General features: G+C 60.0%; 15 protein-coding genes. 7 read left to right on the top strand and 8 right to left on the bottom strand.

Features of this window, described 5'->3' with window-relative positions:
* Positions 1-167: 167 nt before the first annotated feature.
* The 3 genes from G5380_RS13395 to G5380_RS13385 all read left to right on the top strand — a co-directional run bounded on the left by G5380_RS13395 (position 168) and on the right by G5380_RS13385 (position 4415).
* A complete protein-coding gene (locus G5380_RS13395; RefSeq protein ID WP_266135220.1) occupies positions 168-1454 on the top strand; it encodes a serine dehydratase subunit alpha family protein in 1287 nt (428 codons plus the stop codon).
* A 133-nt stretch (positions 1455-1587) separates the two neighbouring features.
* On the top strand, positions 1588-2988 hold the full coding sequence (locus tag G5380_RS13390; RefSeq protein WP_421352815.1) for an L-cystine transporter: 1401 nt from the start codon (positions 1588-1590) through the stop codon (positions 2986-2988).
* Positions 2989-3086: 98 nt separating this feature from the next.
* Positions 3087-4415 carry a CoA-disulfide reductase gene (locus tag G5380_RS13385; RefSeq protein WP_421352814.1) on the top strand — a complete coding sequence of 443 codons (1329 nt, stop codon included), beginning with the start codon at positions 3087-3089 and terminating at the stop codon, positions 4413-4415.
* A 72-nt stretch (positions 4416-4487) separates the two neighbouring features.
* Here G5380_RS13385 and arnF read toward each other — a convergent pair whose 3' ends face one another.
* From arnF to arnB, 7 genes are read right to left on the bottom strand one after another with little or no spacing between them, the layout of a single operon-like run.
* Positions 4488-4895: a 4-amino-4-deoxy-L-arabinose-phosphoundecaprenol flippase subunit ArnF gene (gene arnF / locus G5380_RS13380; protein WP_216952260.1), complete on the bottom strand. Its 408-nt coding sequence runs from the start codon at positions 4893-4895 to the stop codon at positions 4488-4490.
* Positions 4892-5236: an EamA family transporter gene (locus G5380_RS13375; RefSeq protein WP_421352813.1), complete on the bottom strand. Its 345-nt coding sequence runs from the start codon at positions 5234-5236 to the stop codon at positions 4892-4894. Before G5380_RS13375 ends, arnF begins: the two co-directional genes overlap by 4 nt.
* Positions 5236-6879, bottom strand: coding sequence for a lipid IV(A) 4-amino-4-deoxy-L-arabinosyltransferase (gene arnT / locus G5380_RS13370; RefSeq protein ID WP_421352812.1), 1644 nt, complete (start codon positions 6877-6879; stop codon positions 5236-5238). Before arnT ends, G5380_RS13375 begins: the two co-directional genes overlap by 1 nt.
* Positions 6880-6910: 31 nt before the next feature.
* Positions 6911-7810: a 4-deoxy-4-formamido-L-arabinose-phosphoundecaprenol deformylase gene (arnD, locus tag G5380_RS13365; RefSeq protein WP_216952257.1), complete on the bottom strand. Its 900-nt coding sequence runs from the start codon at positions 7808-7810 to the stop codon at positions 6911-6913.
* Entirely contained in the window at positions 7803-9794 is a 1992-nt protein-coding gene (gene arnA, locus G5380_RS13360) for a bifunctional UDP-4-amino-4-deoxy-L-arabinose formyltransferase/UDP-glucuronic acid oxidase ArnA (protein ID WP_421352811.1), read from the bottom strand. Before arnA ends, arnD begins: the two co-directional genes overlap by 8 nt.
* Positions 9791-10771 (bottom strand): undecaprenyl-phosphate 4-deoxy-4-formamido-L-arabinose transferase, encoded by a 981-nt coding sequence (gene arnC, locus G5380_RS13355; RefSeq protein WP_421172616.1) that lies wholly within the window; start codon positions 10769-10771, stop codon positions 9791-9793. Before arnC ends, arnA begins: the two co-directional genes overlap by 4 nt.
* 6 nt (positions 10772-10777) lie before the next feature.
* The gene (gene arnB, locus G5380_RS13350; protein WP_421352810.1) at positions 10778-11914 is read right to left on the bottom strand and encodes a UDP-4-amino-4-deoxy-L-arabinose aminotransferase; all 1137 of its coding nucleotides are present in this window, start codon (positions 11912-11914) and stop codon (positions 10778-10780) included.
* 401 nt (positions 11915-12315) lie between these two features.
* On the opposite strand from arnB, the gene G5380_RS13345 reads away from it, so the two are divergent.
* Positions 12316-13683: a UDP-glucose dehydrogenase family protein gene (locus tag G5380_RS13345; protein WP_421352809.1), complete on the top strand. Its 1368-nt coding sequence runs from the start codon at positions 12316-12318 to the stop codon at positions 13681-13683.
* Positions 13670-15352, top strand: a complete 1683-nt coding sequence (locus tag G5380_RS13340; RefSeq protein WP_421352808.1) for an ArnT family glycosyltransferase — start codon at positions 13670-13672, stop codon at positions 15350-15352. Before G5380_RS13345 ends, G5380_RS13340 begins: the two co-directional genes overlap by 14 nt.
* Before the next feature lie 290 nt (positions 15353-15642).
* Here G5380_RS13340 and G5380_RS13335 read toward each other — a convergent pair whose 3' ends face one another.
* Positions 15643-16398 carry an outer membrane protein assembly factor BamD gene (locus tag G5380_RS13335; RefSeq protein WP_005339769.1) on the bottom strand — a complete coding sequence of 252 codons (756 nt, stop codon included), beginning with the start codon at positions 16396-16398 and terminating at the stop codon, positions 15643-15645.
* Positions 16399-16515: 117 nt separating this feature from the next.
* Here G5380_RS13335 and rluD point away from each other — a divergent pair, with 117 nt between their 5' ends.
* Together rluD and pgeF are read left to right on the top strand one after the other, a co-directional pair.
* Positions 16516-17496, top strand: coding sequence for a 23S rRNA pseudouridine(1911/1915/1917) synthase RluD (gene rluD / locus G5380_RS13330; protein ID WP_227341786.1), 981 nt, complete (start codon positions 16516-16518; stop codon positions 17494-17496).
* A 212-nt stretch (positions 17497-17708) separates the two neighbouring features.
* A complete protein-coding gene (gene pgeF, locus G5380_RS13325; protein WP_421352807.1) occupies positions 17709-18446 on the top strand; it encodes a peptidoglycan editing factor PgeF in 738 nt (245 codons plus the stop codon).
* The last annotated feature ends 197 nt before the right edge of the window (positions 18447-18643 follow it).

Below are 18643 nucleotides of genomic sequence, written 5' to 3'. Positions count from 1 at the left end.
AGAATCAAATTAAGTTGATTTGCATGGGGCAGTCATCAGACGGCCACCTCTCTCGCGACGCCTTGGCGACGCGCTCCTGCTTGATGTTGATCCCGTGTCACCCTTTTTTGCCATGCTGTTGCCTGTGGCGATGACAGGCATTGCGCCACCAAGATGAGAATGCACAGATGAAACCACAATGGACCGACTTTATTACCCTGCTCAAGCGTGAAGTGGTGCCGGCCCTGGGCTGTACCGAGCCGATGTCGGTGGCGCTGGCAGCGGCCAACTGCCGCAAGCTGCTGGGGGAGACCCCGACCCGCATCAGCGTCTGGGTCAGTGGCAATCTGTTCAAGAACGGCATGGGCGTCGGGGTGCCGGGCACCGGCATGATCGGTCTGCCGGTGGCCGCTGCGGTCGGCATCACAGGGGGCAACCCCGATGCCGGGCTGGAGGTGCTCAAGACCCTTACACCAGAACAGGTGGAAGCGGCCAAGACGTTGCTGCCGGTCATCAAGGTGGATGTGAAGGATGTGCCGGACGTGCTCTACGCCGAGGTGCTGGCCGAAGTTGAAGGGCACAGTGCCCGGGTGGTGATCTGTACCGACCACACTCGCATCATCCTGATGGAGAAGGATGGCGAGGTTCTGATGGAGCAGGCCAGTGCCCCCGGCGTGCAGATCCAGCCAGCCAAATCCGCCAAACCGGCCATGACCCTGCGGGAGATCGTCGATTTTGCATTGGAAGTGCCGCTGGCGGAGATCGACTTTATCCGCGAGGCCGCCACCATGAATCAGGCGCTGGCGGACGAAGGGTTGCAGGGTTACGGCCTGAAGATCGGCAAGATCCTCACCGAGCAGGTGGAGCGCAAGCTGCTCTCCGATGACCTGATGACCCTGGCGATGCGCCTCTCCTCCGCTGCCTCCGATGCGCGGATGGATGGCGCCATGCTGCCCGCCATGTCCAACTCCGGTTCCGGCAATCAGGGCATTGCCGCCACCATGCCGGTGGTCGCGGCTGCCCGCTTCCTCAAGGCGAGCGACGAGCAGCTGACCCGGGCACTGGTGATGAGCCATCTGGTGGCCATCTACATCAAGACCTATCAGAACAAGCTGTCGGCCCTCTGTGCCGCCAGTACCGCCGCCATGGGGGCCGGTGCCGCCATCACCTGGCTGCTGGGCGGCCAGTATCAGCAGATCAGCCACTGCATCAACAACATGATTGGCGATGTCTCCGGCATCATCTGTGACGGCGCCGGCAGCGCCTGCTCCATGAAGGTCTCTACCTCCACCTCGGCGGCGGTGAAATCCTCCCTGATGGCCATCAACAATCTGCATGTGCCCCAGAGCGAGGGGATCGTCTCCGACGATGTGGACCAGACCATCGCCAATCTGGGCCGCCTCTCCAAAGAGGGGATGCTGGATACCGACATCGAAATCATCAACATCATGCGAGCGAAACAGCAGAAGCAGTGAATCTGTGACAAGGGGGCGATAGACCCCCTTGTTCTTGTCACGACGGCGCAGACCGTCTGACACGGTTGCCAGGGCAAGCATGGCGCTTGCTCTTGTTTCTCGGGCGCAAGCCCGCTTTTTGGGGAGTCATACCATGACATTTAGCGTTATCGGCAATCTGGCCATCGCCGCCATCTTGCTGTTCTTTCTCTACCGGTTACAGGAAAAACATGTGAGCTTCACCCGCCGGGTATTTGCCGGTCTGGGGCTCGGTATTCTGTTCGGCGCCGCGTTGCAACTGCTTTACGGTGCAGGTTCGCCCGTCATTGTTCAGACCATCGACTATCTGGATATCGTGGGTAGCGGCTATGTGAAGCTGCTGCAGATGATCATCATCCCGCTGATCATGGTCTCCATCATCAGCGCTATCTTGAAGCTCAATGGTGGCACTGCGCTGGGCAAGATCAGCGCCATGACCATAGGCGTGCTAATCTTCACCACCGCCATCGCCGCCGGGGCGGGCATCCTGATGTCCAACCTGTTTGGCCTGACTGCTGAAGGGCTCACCTCCGGTGCCGCCGAGAGCGCCCGGGGCGCCGCGCTGCAGACCACCCTCGGCAGCGTCGAGAGCATGTCTTTCGCCAAGATGATGCTGGAGTTCATTCCCGCCAACCCCTTCCTCGACATGACCGGGGCGCGCAAGACCTCCACCATCGCCGTGGTGATCTTCTCCATCTTCATTGGCCTCTCAGCTACCGGCATCGCCCGCAAGAAGGCGGAGATCTTCGCCAGCTTCAGCCACTTCGTGGCCGTGGCTCATGCCATCGTGATGCGAATGGTGACCCTGGTGCTGCGCCTGACCCCGTTTGGCGTACTGGCGCTGATGACCAAGGTGGTCTCCGGCTCCAACTATGCTGACATCCTCAACCTGCTCAGCTTTGTGATGGCCTCTTACGGCGCTATCGCCATCATGTTTGTCGTGCACCTGCTGCTGGTGAGCATGGTCGGCATCAACCCGCTGCGCTTCCTCAAGAAGATCACGCCGGTGCTGGCGTTTGCCTTCACCTCGCGCACCAGTGCGGGCTCCATCCCGATGAACGTGCAGACCCAGACCAAGTCGCTGGGTATTCCTGAGGGGATCGCCAACTTCGCCGCCTCCTTCGGTTCCACCATCGGCCAGAACGGCTGCGCCGGTATCTATCCGGCCATGCTGGCCGTGATGATTGCGCCGACCGTCGGGGTTAACCCGATGGATCCCGGCTTTATCATGACCCTGATCGCCATCATCACAGTCAGCTCCTTCGGGGTGGCCGGGATTGGCGGTGGCGCCACCTTTGCCGCGCTGATCGTGCTCTCCGCGCTGGACTTCCCGGTGGCGCTGGCCGGTCTGCTTATCTCCATCGAGCCGCTGATCGACATGGGCCGTACCGCGCTCAACGTTTCCGGCTCCATCACCGCAGGGACGGTCACCAGCCGCCTGATGGGCGAGACCGACATGCATGTGTTCAACAGCGATCACGAAGTGAGTCTGGACGGCGAAGAGTCCACCGTCTGATTTGCTGTCGGTTGATCTGCCCGTGGAAAGGGGTGACTCTTTCCCGTCATAGACCGCAGGGAGGGCATGCCCTCCCTGCGCCATCGAGAGGAAAAACTATGAGAATTCTGATCATCGGTGGCGAAGCCGCCGGTATGAGTGCGGCGGCCAAGGCACGCCGTCTGGCCATCGATGCCGAAATCGTGGTGTATGAGGCCTCCGAGGTGATCTCCTTTGGTGCCTGCGGCCTGCCTTACTTCGTCGGTGACGAGTTTCAGGAGCCCGGTTACATGGCCGAGTTCACCCCCGAGCAGTTCGCCGCCAAGGGGATCGAGGTCAAGATTGGCCATCGGGTGCTGAGCGTTGACGCAACTGCCCAGACCTTGGTGGTGGAGCATAACGGCGACACCTTCACCGATCGCTACGACCGGCTGATGATCGCCACCGGTGCCCGCGAAGTGATGCCCCCCATCCCCGGTTTGCAGCAGCAAGGGGTATTCGGTCTGCGCCGGATGGCCGATGGGTTGGCATTGAAGGCGGCGGTGCAAGACAAGAACAATCGCCGCGCCGTGGTGATCGGCTCCGGCTTTATCGGGCTGGAAGTGGTCGAGGCGCTGGTCCATCAGGGTAAAGAGGTGCGTCTCATCGAACTGGCGGATCGAGTCATCCCCGATGCGTTTGATGGCGAGATCACCCAGCACATCGAAACAGAACTGCGCGAGCAGGGGGTATCTCTCCATCTGGGTGAGCGAGTTGAAGCACTGCTGGGGGATGGTCGGGTGACCGGCGTGCGCACCAGCCAGGGCGAGTACGAGGCCGATATCGTGGTGGTCTGCACCGGGGTGAAGCCCAACACCGAGTTTCTGGCTAATACCGGCATCGAGCGGCTCGGCAATGGTGCCATCAAGGTGGACCGTCAGGGGCGCAGCTCGCTGGCCAACGTCTGGTCGGCCGGCGACTGTGCCAGCGTCTGGCACAGCGTAAAGCAGCAGCAGGTCTATGTACCGCTCGCCACCATCGCCAACAAGCTGGGGCGCATGGTGGGTGAGAACCTGGCCGGGGCCGAGCAGGAGTTCCCGGGTACCCTCGGTTCTGCGGCGCTCAAGGTGTTGGGGCTGGAGGCGGGCCGTACCGGCCTCTCCGAGCAGGAAGCCAGGGCGATGGGCATCGACTATCGCACCGTGGTGATCAAGGACAAGTGCCACACCAACTACTGCCCGGGTCAGTCAGACATTCACGTCAAGCTGGTCTATGAGGCGGGCAGCAAGCGGCTGCTGGGTGGCCAGATCCTCGGTCGCAAGGGGGCGGTCCACCGTATCGACGCGCTGGCGGTGGCCATCACCATGGGAGTGACCACCGAACAGCTCGGCATGCTGGACTTTGCCTATGCGCCGCCCTTCTCCCGCACCTGGGATGCCCTGAACGTGGCGGGCAACGTCGCGAAGTAACAGGCGCTGGTCAGGCGGAAAATGAGAAGAGGCGGCACAGGGGGCCGCCTCTTCTTTTTGTTTAAAGCTGCCTCAGGGATTGGCAGGGGGATCTTGCCGCTCCGGCTTGCCTGTCGCCGGTTTGCTGCCGACCAGCACGGCGCCGAAGAAGATAAGCGCAACACCTGCCGCCTTGCTTGCCACCAGCGGTTCGGCAAAGACCGGCATGCTCACCGCCAGCAGATAGACCAGCCCGTAACTGGTGCTGAGCAGTGGGTAGGCGATATTGAGCGGTGTGGAGTGCAGCGCGGCCAGCCAGCAGAGCAGCGATAGCCCGTAGCAGAGGATGCCGATGACGATGGTGAGGAGTGGCAGGGGGTGAGCCAGCATCACGGCGGGATCGGCCTGCCATGCAGGGAGGCTGATCGCTCCCCACTTCATGCAGAGCTGCGCCACCGTCACCAGCACTATGCTGCCTAACACGTAGAGATAGCCCTTCATCGCAGGCCTCCCAGCAGCAGGGCGCCGACGATGATGGTGGCAGCCCCCAGCCAGTTGTTGCTGCTCACCGGCTCGTGGAAAAAGAGGCGTGAGCCGAGCAGCACCAGCACCAGATTAATGCTGAGCATGGGGTAGGCCATGCTCAGCGGCAGTCGTTGCAACAGATAAATCCAGAGCAGCATGCCACTGCCAAGTGCTGCCACGCTGGCAACAAGCCAGGGGGAACGCAGCTTTTGCAGGTGGTTACAGGGGTTACGCTGCCAGCAGATAACGGCCTGCTTTTGCAGCATCTGGCCGCTGCTGGTCAGCAGGCACACCAGTAATAGCAGCACTATATCCATCAGCGTACTCCATGGTAGATGAGCAGGGTCAGCCGGTGGCTGACGAGGGTCTCGTCGGCAGGGGGCAGAGGGCCGGTCTCTCCGTCGTGATCGGTCTTCATCAGCAGGGCAACTTGCCCCTTCTCACGCGCTTGTGCCAACCATCTCGGGAACTCTGCACGGGCAACATAGCGGCCCTTGGCATCCGGATAGCCCAGGCCGTAAGCTAGCTCTCCTTTGTCGTCGAACAGCATGATCTCGCCGCGCCGGGTGCTCCGGGCGAGAGCGGATGCCAGTCCCGGATCGCTGGCCAGCAGAGTCTCTGAACCCTGCAGCACGGCCTGATTGGTCTTGATGAAACGCTCTGGCAGCTTTGAGTCGATCAGTGATTGCGGCAGCGCCCAGGGCAGGCCGATGGCCAGTATCATGGGGCAGAGCGCGCTCAGGACCCAGCGGCGACTGACCGCCTGCAACTGGATGAGTCCGAGCAGGGACCAGCCGATAAAGATGGCCATGGCCACCGACAGTGCCCCGTGATCCTCTTCACCGTAGATGGCTTGGTCGCGGGATAAAGCCAGCACGGTCAGCACTACCAGTCCGATGAGGCCGAACAGGCCGTTCAGCCAGGCGTTGAGTTTGAAGGCCCGCTCTTTACCTTCCTTGATTTTGTCCACGGCGCTGGTGGCCATCAGCATGGCCAGCGGGGCGAAACAGGGCAGGATATAGGTGAGCAGCTTGCCTTTGGCAATGCTGAAGAAGAGCAGCGGCAACACCACCCAGGCCAACAGATAGAGGGTTTCCGGGCTGTTCTTGCGCGCTTGCCATCCTTGCTTCAGTGCCCCCGGCAGCAGGCCGAGCCAGGGCAGGGTGCCGAGCAGCCCCATCGGCAGGTAGTACCAGAATGGCGCCTTGTGCTGCGCATCTTCCGAGGCGAAGCGCTGGATGTGCTCAATCCAGAAGAAGTAGTGCCAGTAGTCCGGCTCGCGCAGGTGTACGGCGATGGCCCAGGGGGCGACCAGCAGAGCCGCGCTAAGGATGGCCAGCGGCCCGAAACATACCAGCTCGCGCAGGCGGCGCTGATAGATGGCGTAGGGCATGATGGCTACCACGGGTACCGCTAGTGCGATAAAGCCTTTGGTGAGAAAGCCCATGCCACAGGCGAGGCCGAACAGCAGATAGCCTGCCACTCTGCGACCGGGCGGCCCTTCTTGCCGGATGAGGTAGAAGCTCACCATGGCGGCATTGAGCCAGAGGGTGACCATGGCATCCAGCACGCTGTAGGTGCCGATGCCGTAGACGATCAGGGTCGAGAGATAGATCAGGCTGGCGAACCACGCTTTACGCCGGCACTGCCACAGCTGCAGAGCGAACCAGAAGATCAGCAGGGCGCTCAGGCCGGTGGCTGCGGCCGAGGCGAAGCGGACCGCAAAGTTGCTCTCGCCAAACAGCAGCTGGCTGAGGCTGTTGAACCAGTAACCGGCGATGGGTTTCTCGAAGTAGCGCAGGCCAAGGAAGTGGGGCACCACCCAGTCACCCGTGGTGATCATCTCCCGGCTGATCTCGGCGTAACGGTTTTCGTCCGGGCTCCACAGCATCCGCTGGTTGAGTGGCAGCAGGTAAAAGGCGAGGAAGAAAAGGGGCAGGGCCCATCGGGTCATCTTCATGAGATTCTCTGTTGCAATCTGGCGAGCGGGTTCATGGCGTCATCTTGCAACCGAGCCACCCTTCGCGTCCTGGCAGGGAGCCGCGCAGCAGATGGCTGGTCGGCAAGAGGGCTGGGTCGGGGGGAAGCAGGTTGCCAAGGGGGATGAAGTGGATGCCGCGCGACCTGGCTTCATCGAGCAGGAGATCGAACTGCTCGGCCATGACGATCCCCTCCACCTCGGCGTGGATGGTGTAGACATGGGGGCCCGGTTGCGGTGCCGCAGTCAGCTGCTCCAGCAGGAAGTGGTTGAAGCGCTCGGCCGTCACCTGGCTGCCAATCACCTCGTCAAAGGTGGGCAGGTTGACCGGGATCTGCGGGGTGCCGGGCCGACCATCCTCCAGAATGGGACGGAACAGGCCGCAGCCACGGCAGTCACTGTTGTAACGAAAGCCGAACTGCTCCTTGGCCTGGGTGGTGAGGGGATCGGCTCGCCAGCCGGCGGCGGCGGAGCAATCCACTTCGCGCCCCAGGATCTCGCTCAGGGCATCGACTCCGAGCCGGGTCTGGCGGATCAGTTCGGCTTCGTCCCAGCGACCGGTATTGGCCTGCCAGCCGTGGTGATCCCAGGCATGCAGCCCCACCTCATGGTGCGCCTTATCGGTGTCGCGCATCAGGGAACCCAGCTCTCTGCCGATGGACTTGCCGGGCCAGGCGGTGCCAGCCAGCAGGATATCGAGCCCATAGAGGGATGCGGCGTTGGAACGCAGCATCTTGAGCAGGAAGCGGGGTTTTAGCAGACGCCACAGGTGGCGCCCCATGTTGTCCGGACCGACCGAGAAGAAGAAACTCCCCTTCACCTGATGCTTGTCGAGCAGTTGCAGCAGGCGGGGAACCCCGTCACGGGTTCCCCTGAAGGTATCGACGTCGATCCGCAGACCCACTTCAGTCATGCTCGACTCCCGTCGTGACCGCCCCCTGCAGGAAGAAGTCCAGCGTCTTGCCGATGGTCTCTTCCATCTCGATGGTCGGTTCCCAGTCGATCAGCTTGCGGGCATTACGGATGCTCGGGCGGCGGTGGGAGACATCCTGATAGCCGTCGCCGTAGAAGGACTTGCTCTCCACCAGATTGAAGCCGGCAAATGGCGGGAAGTGGTGGCGCAACGGGTGGGCCTCGAACTTGGCGAGCAGCACCTCGCCCATCTCGCGAATGCTCGCCTCGTTATCCGGGTTGCCGATGTTGATGATCTGGCCGTTGCAGCGATTGCCCCTGTTTTCGACGATGCGGAACAGGGCTTCAATGCCATCCTCGATATCGGTGAAGCAGCGTTTCTGGGCGCCGCCATCCACCAGCTGGATCGGGGTGCCGTCCACCAGATTGAGGATCAGTTGGGTGATGGCGCGGGAACTGCCGATGCGGGCAGAGTCCAGGCTGTCGAGGCGTGGGCCCATCCAGTTGAAGGGACGGAACAGTGTGAAGTTGAGCCCCTCTTTTTTGCCGTAGGCCCAGATCACCCTATCCAGCAGCTGCTTGGAGACCGAGTAGATCCAGCGCTGCTTGTTGATGGGGCCGACGATGAGGCGGGATTCATCTTCGTCGAAGCTGTGGTCGTCGCACATCCCGTACACCTCGGAGGTGGAGGGGAAGATGATGCGCTTGTGGTACTTGACGCAGTAGCGGACGATCTTGAGGTTCTCTTCAAAGTCGAGTTCGAACACCCGCAGCGGGTTGCGGGTGTACTCGATGGGGGTGGCGATGGCCACCAGCGGCAGGATCACGTCGCACTTCTTGATGTGGTACTCGATCCACTCGGTGTGGATGCTGATGTCCCCCTCCACGAAGTGGAAGTGGGGGTGGCCGATGAAGCGTTCCACTGCGCTGGAGCCAATATCGAGGCCATAGACCTCGTAGCCGCCATCCTTGAGCAGACGCTCGGTGAGGTGGTTGCCGATAAAGCCGTTGACGCCGAGGATCAACACCCGGGTCAGCCGTGCCTTGCGCATGGCCTTGCTCGCCTTGTCGCCGATCTTCATCCCTTCCATCAGCCCCAGCTCGCGGGCAAGTTGGGCGCCGCGTACATAGAGCCCTCCTTCGGCCTGGCCTGTCAGGATCTCCAGCACCCCTTCACCACAGGCCACCTGCAGCGGGTCGTGGGAGAGAATGGTGCCCGGCTGCTGGTCGCTCTGGATCGCCAGCGGCTTTGCCTGCCAGACCGTCAGCTTGCGATCACCGGCGAAGCTGAAGGCCCCCGGGTAGGGCTGGGTAACGGCACGTACCAGGTTATAGAGATCCCTGGCGGGCTTATCCCAGCGCAGCTCGCCATCGGCCGGGGTGCGGCGACCATAGTAGCTTGCCTTGCTCTCGTCCTGCGGGGTGAAGGTGGCGTCACCGCGCTTGAGTTTGACCAGCTCCCCTTCCAGCAGGGCGTGGGCTGCCTGGCGCATCTTGCCATGCAGGGTCAGTGCGGTGTCATCGTGGGCAATGCTTACTGCCTGCTGGGCAAGGATATCGCCGGCATCGGCACGGGCTGTCATCCGGTGCAGGGTCATGCCGGTTTCGCGCTCGCCGTTGACCAGACACCAGTTGATGGGCGCCCGGCCACGATAGGCAGGCAGCAGGGATCCATGCAGATTGAAGGCCCCGACGGTCGGGATATCGAGGAGTTCCTGCTTGAGCAGGTTGCGGTAGTAGAAGGAGAAGATGGCCTCGGGCGCCAGTTCGCGGATACGCTCGACCCAGAGCGGGTGGTTCACGTCTTCGGGAGAGTAGACCGGCAGGTCATGTTCGGCGCAGAGCTGGGCCACCGAACCGAAGAAGCGGTTCTCGCCCGGATCATCGGCGTGGGTGAAGACCGCCTGGATCTGATAACCGGCCTGAAGCAGTGACTCGATACCGGTGCAGCCGATATCGTGATAGGCAAAGACGACAACGTTCATGATTGAGTTTCCTGTTGCGAAGCATCCGGTGTGGAGCGAACGATTTGGTGAATGAAGTAGCGGGGGCGGGCGCGCACATCGGTATACATGCGGCCTATGTACTCACCCAGCAGCCCCATCCCGATCAGCTGTACGCCGACAAAGGTGAAGAGAATGGCAAACAGGGTGAAGACGCCATCTGCTGCCCAGTCGGCGCCCAGTAACAGACGCAGCAGCAGCAGCAGGATCGAGAAGGTGAAGCCGATCCCCGCCACCAGGCTGCCAACGATGCTGAGCAGGCGCAGCGGGGCCGTGGTCATGCAGGTGACCAGGTCGTACATCAGGTTGATAAGGTGCATCAGGCCATATTTGGATTCGCCGTGGGCCCGCTCGGCGTGGCCCACCTCCAGCTCGGTGGTGCGGCGGGCAAAGCTGTTGGCCAGGATGGGGATGAAGGTGCTGCGCTCCTGACAGCAGAGCATGGCGTCGATGATGTGGCGGCGATAGGCACGCAGCATGCAGCCGTAGTCGCTCATCTGGACGCCGGTGGCCCGCTGTACCGACTTGTTGATAAAGCGTGAGGCTGTTTTGCGAAACCATGAATCCTGCCGGTTGCGGCGGATGGTGCCGACCACGTCATACCCTTCCATGGCGGTGGCGACCAGCCGCGGGATCTCTTCCGGCGGGTTCTGCAGATCGGCATCCAGGGTGATCACCAGATCCCCTGTTGCCGTCTCGAAGCCGGCCATGATGGCGGCATGCTGGCCATAGTTGCGGTTGAGCAGCACGGCGACCAGCTTGCTCCCTTCGCGATTGGCGGCTTCGCTGATGATGGTGGCGGATCGGTCGTTGCTGCCGTCGTCGATCAGGATCACTTCGTAATCCTGGCTCAGCTGCTCGCAGGTGTCGGTCACCCGTTGCAGCAGTTCCGGCAGGCTCGCCTCCTCGTTGTAGACGGGGATGATGACTGAGACCCGTTTGATATCGTTATGGTTCACGTATTGTTACTCCAGTATGTCGGTCAGGGCTGCCACAACCCGATCCACGTCGGAGAGCGTCATGTCGGGGAAGAGGGGCAGGGTGCAGAGCCGTGACGAGTTCCACTCTGTGTTGGGTAGCGAAAGATCCGGATAGCGCTCCCGGTAGTACTTCTGGGTGTGGGCGGCGCGAAAATGCAGGCCACTGCCGATGCCTCGCTCCTGCAGCGCCTGCATCAGCTGATCGCGATCGAGGCCGCACTGCTCGGGGTCGACCCGCACCATGAAGAGGTGCCAGGCATGCAGATGGGGGTAGGTGGGGATGGCCAGCGGTGCCAGCGGCAGGTTGGCCAGACGTTCATGGTAGCGAGACACCAGTTCGACCCGCTTGGCATTGAGCTCGGGCAGGCGGGCCAGCTGCACCAGGGCGATGGCGGCGTTGATGTCGGCCAGGTTGTATTTGAAGCCCGGCATGATCACCTCCGCCTGCGGCTTGCGTCCCTGCGTCATGCGGTCGAAGGCATCGACTCCCAGGCCGTGGAATTTCAGCATGCGAGCCTTGTCGGCCAGCGCCTTGTCATCGGTCACCAGCATGCCTCCCTCGGCACAGGTAAGATTTTTGATGGCGTGGAAAGAGAAGATGGCGGTGCCGGTTTCCCCGACCCAGCGCGCGCGATAGCGGGTGCCGACTGCATGGGCGGCATCTTCGATGACTGGAATATCGTGCTGGCGACCCAGGGCGAGGATGGGGTCGAGGTCGACTGGTGCCCCTGCGTAGTGGACCGGGATGATGGCCCGGGTGTTGGGGGTGATGAGCGGCGCTATCTGGTCGGCGCTGACCATCAGAGTATCCCTGTCCACATCGACAAAGACCGGGGTGGCCCCCAGCAGGGTGATGATGTTGATGGTGGAGACCCAGGTCTGGGAGGGGGTAATCACCTCGTCACCCGGGCCAATCCCCAGCGCCATCAGGGTGACATGCATGCCCGCGGTCGCGGAGCAGAGCGCAACAGCATGCTGGCAGCCAAAGGTCTCGCAGAAACGCTGCTCCAGCTCATGATTTTTCGGGCCCGTGGTGATCCATCCCGATTGCAACACCTCGCTGACGGCACGGATCTCGGCCTCGCCCATGGCAGGCTTTGAGAATGGCAGAAAGTCTTTCATACGACTCCGGTCTTAATGTCGCAAAAAATAAAATGACGATGAAAATCTGCATTGCTGATTTTCACTGGAAATATGCCTGGGGAAAGTGTCGAGGTTGCTCGATATATTTTGAAAGTAGCTGAATAACGAGTTTTTATTCAAGCACACAGCAACACTTGGTAACAATTACTGCCGTTTTGATGGCGTGGCTTAATATGGAAATATCTCGTAACAAAAAATCGCTTGGCTTTATTTTAGGTTGGTGTTTAGTCACTTTTTTGACTGTCGCCATCTAAATCATCTGCTATTGCTCAACAGGTTTGGTGTCATTCAGAATTGACATTGCTTGTTACAAATTGCCCGTAGTGCAATTGAGTAAAGGATGTAAAGTTTCCATCATTACGCATTATGGAAAAATCGTTATGAATATCACAGTGTTTGGCAGTGGCTATGTCGGACTGGTACAGGCAATTGTATTGGCAGATGTAGGGCACCAGGTTGTTTGTATCGATCTCGATGCAGATAAAATAAATAGATTATCCCATGGCGAATTACCAATATATGAGCCGGGACTGGATGTGTTATTACACCAGACATTGCAAAATGGCTCGCTGACATTCACCACGGATATTCCCATGGCGGTTACCCATGGTGACGTGCAATTTATCGCCGTCGGTACGCCCCCTGATGAGGATGGTTCGGCCGATCTGAGCGCCGTCAGGGCGGTGGCGAGATCGATTGCCCAGCATCGCGCAGATGAGGTGATCATCGTCAACAAATCCACCGTGCCGGTTGGTACGGCAGACAAGGTGTTTTACTGGGTCAGGGAGCAGCAGGCCGAACTTGGCAAGCAGTTTGAATTCGATGTGGTCTCCAATCCGGAATTTCTGAAAGAGGGGGCGGCCGTCAGGGATTGCCAGCGCCCGGATCGCATTGTTATCGGCACCAGCAAGGAGCGTTCCAGAGCCGTGATGCGCGAGTTGTATGAGCCATTTAATCGCAATCACGACCGCATTCTGTTTATGGATGTTCGCAGTGCCGAGCTGACCAAGTACGCCGCCAACTGCATGCTGGCCACCAAGATCAGCTTTATCAACGAGATGGCCGGGCTGGCCGAGCGGGTCGGTGCCGATATCGAGCTGGTGCGGCAGGGGATTGGTGCCGACCAGCGCATCGGCTACCAGTTTATCTATCCCGGTTGTGGTTATGGCGGATCCTGTTTCCCCAAGGATGTGAGGGCATTTCTGGCGACTGCAGCGGCCCTCGACTACGACACGCCGCTTATTCGTGCGGTGGAGCGGGTCAACGAGCGGCAGAAGTTCAAGCTCTTCGACACCCTGGCCTGCCACTTTCACGAGCGAGGCGAGTCGCTGGCGGGCAAGACCATCGCCATCTGGGGACTCGCCTTCAAGCCCAATACGGATGACATGCGCGAAGCGCCGAGCCGGGTGTTGATGGAGGCGCTCTGGCAGGAGGGGGCCCGGGTGCAGGCCTTCGATCCGGTGGCGATGAAGGAGGCACAGCGTATCTATGGTTGCCAGCCCGAGCTGTCGCTGATGGGGACCAGGGAGGCAGCGCTGGCGGGGGCGGATGCGTTGGTCATCTGTACCGAGTGGAACGAGTTCAAGGCGCCCGATTTTGCCCAGATCAGGAAGATGCTGGCGCACCCCCTCATCGTCGATGGTCGCAATCTCTACGATCCGCTCAAGATGAAGGGGCTGGGCTTTTCCTACTATGCCATCGGGCGTGGGGAGACCATTACAGAAGGTATGAGCCATGCAGAGTGCTGATATTTCGGAGCGCACGCTCTGCTGGATGTTGCTGCTGGTTACGCTGGTGCTGCTGTTTGGCCAGTTTGACCATCAGCTCTGGACGCCTGATGAACCTCGCGAAGCGGCTATTGCACTCGAGATGTACCGCAATGGCGATTGGGTGGTACCGACCCTTGGCGGGCACAGCTTTATCGAGAAGCCGCCGCTCTTCTATATGGCCGCTCTGCCGTTTCTTGATGGGTTTGAATCCTGGCTGGGGGTGACCAATAGCCTGCGGTTGGCGGGCGTGGTCTGGGCGGCGGGTATGCTGCTCTTTACCGGCCTGCTGGCCTATCGCCTGCTTGGCAATAGATCGGCCGCGATCTGGTCGGTGATCGCACTGGGCACCATGGAAGGATTTATCATCAACACGCACTGGATCAGAACGGACAGTGCGCTTGCCTTCTTTGTCATATTTACCCTTTGGGCATTTTCAGAATATTACCTTGTAAGCCGTCGGTGGATGGCGATACTGGCCGGAATAGGGTTGGCGGGCTGTTTTATGGCAAAAGGTCCTATTGGGCCACTGACAGTTTTTTTTGGCTGGTTCCCGCTATTCTTCTTCGCTGCAAGATGTGCCGCCATCGACAAAAAACTGCCAGGATTTATCTGGCAGCATCTGCTGATGCTGCTCTGTTTTATATTGCCAGTGGCAGCGTGGATTCGTGAATTAATTAATCATGTCGATGGCGATGCTTTATGGAATGAGTGGTTCTGGCAGAATCAGGTAGGCCGCCTGACAGGCACCTCGACCGAACTCGGCCATATCAAGAAAGGGGCCTATCTCTATTATTTATTGGGGATGGCTGAATATACCATCCCCTGGTTGCCATTCATTTTCTATTGGGGTTGGCAAACCATCAAACAGCGACGCTGGAGTCGTGAGAGGTTATTTCTGTTGTGCTGGGCAGTGGGCACCCTTTTGCTGTTAACCCTCTCATCCACCAAGCGCACCCTCTATCTTTTTCCGTTGTTGCCGGTATTTGCCATCATGCTGGGTCAGGTCAGCCTGAACTGGCCGGGATGGACGGCTCGCTATGGTCGGGGATGGCTCTGTTTCATGCTGCTGTTCTGTGTCGTGGTCATAGGGCTACCTCTGCTGGGCCCTTCACTACCGGTGGCCAGTCATGTTCCGGCAGACGTGCTACAGGTCGCCAGCAAGCTGGGGTGGCGTTATATCCCCGCCAGTATGCTCTTCGTGATTGCGCTGGCGCTGTTGTTGCGGCGCAAGGAGGTGCATGGCGCTACTCATGTTGCCAGCTCGGTGGCCATCATGTTTCTGCTCACCTTTACACTGGTTTACCCCTTGATCGATGCCGCCAAGGGAGTATCGGGAAAGATGGCCCGGTTGCTTGAGGGAATACCGCTCGAGAAGCGGGATCGCATCGCCGGCTGGCAATTGGGGGAGACGGAGCTTGGTCTGCTCTCTGCCTATGAAGAGATGCGGGTAGCTAATCTGGACAGGGAGAAAGTGAGGGATGTGGTTGCCTGTCGTGATACCCGGTTTGATGCCGTGTTGGTCAATGGTACGGCCGGGGAGAGGGTCAAGCTGCTGGAGGGGATTCCCTATCAGTTGCTGGCCCAGACCGCTCTGCGCTCGGACAAGGGGCAACTACTGACTCTGGTGACAGGATTACAGTGCCATTAAGCCATCTATTCCCATTCAGGGGCACTGTATGAGGCAATATGGCCATGTGGTGACGGTTCCGCTCTTCCCGGCCTGGCGTCGGGCTGACAGCGGGTTTGCAACCCTTGGTGATAAGCGAACTTCACGATGCGGCCATCTCGCAGGTGGCTAATGAATGGGATAGATGGGGTGTGAGGGGCCGCGACCGCTATGGGTTGCAGGAACTTCACCCAGCCGGATTGGTGGATTGCAAAAATAAAAAAACCGATGCCTTGGCATCGGTTTTTTTATTACCGGTTTATCCGTATCACTCAGCCACGGCCGAGGCGGTTCTCCGGGTAGTTCTTGGCCAGCACTTCGCGGGCATGCTTGGCCAGCTGCGGCATCTTCAGGGCGTCGTAAGACTCGACCATGATCTCCAGTGCCTTCTCGGTTTCGGCTGTGTCGGGGTAGGTCTCGACAATCAGCTTGGCCCGGTTGGCGGCCGCGACCAGTGCATCACGCTTCACGTAATACTCGGCCACGCTCAGGTCATATCGGGCCAGACGATTCTTCAGGCCAATCATGCGAGCGCGGGCATCGGCGGCATAGACGCTGTTGGGGTAGTTTTGCAGCAGGGTCTTGAAATCCTGGAATGCCTGACGGGCATAAGCCGGGTCTTTGTCGTCACGACCGATACCGAACAGGCTCTGGAAGAAGTTGTAATCCGCCGCCATGTTGGTCAGGCCGCGCATATAGAATACGTAATCGATATTTTTATGCGCCGGATTGAGGCGGATAAAACGGTCGATATTGGCGATCGCCTGAGCGGTATCATCCTGCTTGTAGTAGGCATAGATGAGGTCAAGCTGTACCTGGTTAGAGTAGGCGCCGAACGGGTAGCGAGAGTCCAAAGCCTCAAGTAATTCAGTGGCTTGCACGTAATTGCCAACGTCCAGTTTGAGGCGTGCTTTCTGGTACAGGGTCTCCGGCGGTTCGTCGGGTACCTTGGGTTTGGTGCTGGAACAGCCTGTGATCAAGGTAGCGACCAAGGCGAGCGACATCAGCAGGTGAGACTTCTTTCCCATCAACAACATCCGGTCCATTTCCACGAAATTGGCAAAGTATCCGTTATGCTTGGCTAAAAGAAAAGCTAGAATACCCGGATTATTTCGAATTGATACCCCCCGCTCAAGAGACCATACATGAGCCAGCATATTGAACTGACAGGCGAATTCCAGGATCACCAATTCGGGCAGCGACTCGACCAGGCCCTGGCCGAATTGTTTCCAGACTACTCCCGCACCCGCATCAAGGAGTGGATTTTACAGGACAGAGTGACCCTGGACGGTCAGGTTGCCAACACCCCGCGCGAGAAGATTTTGGCCGGGCAGCAGGTGCATGTGAATGTCGAGCTGGAAGATGATACTCGCTGGGATGCCCAGGATATCGAGCTCAACATCGTTTATGAAGATGAACACATTCTGGTGATCGACAAACCAGCCGGTCTGGTGGTTCACCCGGGCGCAGGCACGCCGGATGGCACCATCCTCAACGCCCTGCTGCACCGCTACCCCGGCATTGCCGAGGTACCCCGCGCCGGTATCGTGCATCGTCTGGATAAAGACACCACAGGTTTGATGGTGGTTGCCAAAACCGTACCCGCCCAGACCCATCTGGTGGAAGCGTTGCAGGCGCGCCAGATCACCCGTGAGTACGAAGCGATCGCCATCGGTCACATGACCGCAGGTGGTACGGTTGATGCGCCCATAGGCCGTCACCCGACCCAGCGTACCCATATGGCCGTGGTGCCCAATGGCCGCCCCTCTGTGACCCACTACCGGGTGCACGAGAAGTTCCGTGGCCACACCCGTCTGCGTCTGCGTCTGGAAACCGGCCGTACCCACCAGATCCGTGTCCACATGGCGCACATCAAACACCCGCTGGTGGGGGATCCCGCCTACGGTGGCCGTCTGCGCCCGCTGCGCAACGCGACCCCCGAGCTGACCGAGGCGCTGCGCAACTTCCATCGTCAGGCGCTGCACGCCACCATGCTGCAGCTGGCTCATCCCATCACGGGTGAAGTGATGCAGTGGCACTCCCCCACGCCGCAAGACATGGTGGCGCTGATGGAGGTGCTGCGTGCCGACACCCTCGCCAATCCGGATGAATTGGTCTGGAAATAGTGCTTGATTGAGGCACTGCACTCCTGAATAGCCCTCGCCAACTTGGACGAGCTGCTCTGGAAAGGGTGATGAATCTGGCGGTATTGCGACAACTTCTGCCGTAACCCGCCGATACAGCGCGTAGCACACAGAACCTTGAAACGGGGCGTCTTGACTGGTTGCAGCCAAGCGCCCCGTTTCCATTTGAACGATAGAGCGTGAAGGAGTGAGCAATGAAATGGCTTGAACCCGACTGGCCGGCACCAGCGTGCGTCCGTGCCCTTTCGACCACCCGGGATGGCGGAGTAAGTGAAGGGGTCTTTACCGGCCTCAATCTGGGGGCCCACGTGGGTGACGAACCGGTGCGAGTCGAGGCCAATCGGGCCCGGCTGCAGCAGGCGGCTGCCATCCCGGGGCCCCTCAACTGGCTTAATCAGGTGCACGGCACCGTGGTTCATCAGGTCAGCAGCCATTATCAGCAGGCGCCGGATGCTGATGCTGCCTGCGCCCATGAGGCGGAGCAGGCCTGCATCGTGATGACTGCTGACTGTCTGCCGGTGCTGTTCTGCGATCGGGCAGGTACCGTGGTCGCAGCGGCCCACGCAGGCTGGCGTGGACTGAAAGAGGGCGTGCTGGAGGCGAGCATCGCCGCCATGGGCTGCGAGCCGGGCGAGCTCCTGGCCTGGATGGGCCCGGCAATTGGCCCTGCCGCATTTGAAGTGGGGGGAGAGGTGCGCGAGGCCTTTATGGCTGAGCAGGCTGAAGCGGTCGCGGCGTTCGTCCCTTCGTCCAATGAGGGGAAATGGCTGGCAGATATCTACCAGCTGGCGCGGTTGCGCCTCGCCCGCGCTGGCGTTACCGCCGTCTATGGCGGCGAATACTGCACCTTCAGCGACAGCGAGCAGTTCTACTCCTATCGTCGCGACGGCCAGACCGGCCGGATGGCCTCCCTCATCTGGTTGGCCCGCTAAGCAATCCCCCGCCAACTAATAGCCCGTCTCTCTCAAGAACAGATCCGTATGAGAGAGGCGGGGATCCTGTTCTTGTCCCGTCTTGCAGAAAAAATAACCAGTCACAGCCCTTGAAATAGCCCGTACGGGCCTCATCTTTCATCTCAGAAAGTTATGTTGTTTGCCGCGCAAGCGGCGTCCGTCTTGAAAGGGGGAGT

This window comes from Aeromonas sp. 604443 (genome assembly GCF_049170315.1).
Taxonomy (GTDB): domain Bacteria; phylum Pseudomonadota; class Gammaproteobacteria; order Enterobacterales; family Aeromonadaceae; genus Aeromonas; species Aeromonas veronii_A.
Note: the sequence above shows the minus strand (reverse complement) of the source record. Positions and strands in the feature narration are given on the sequence as shown.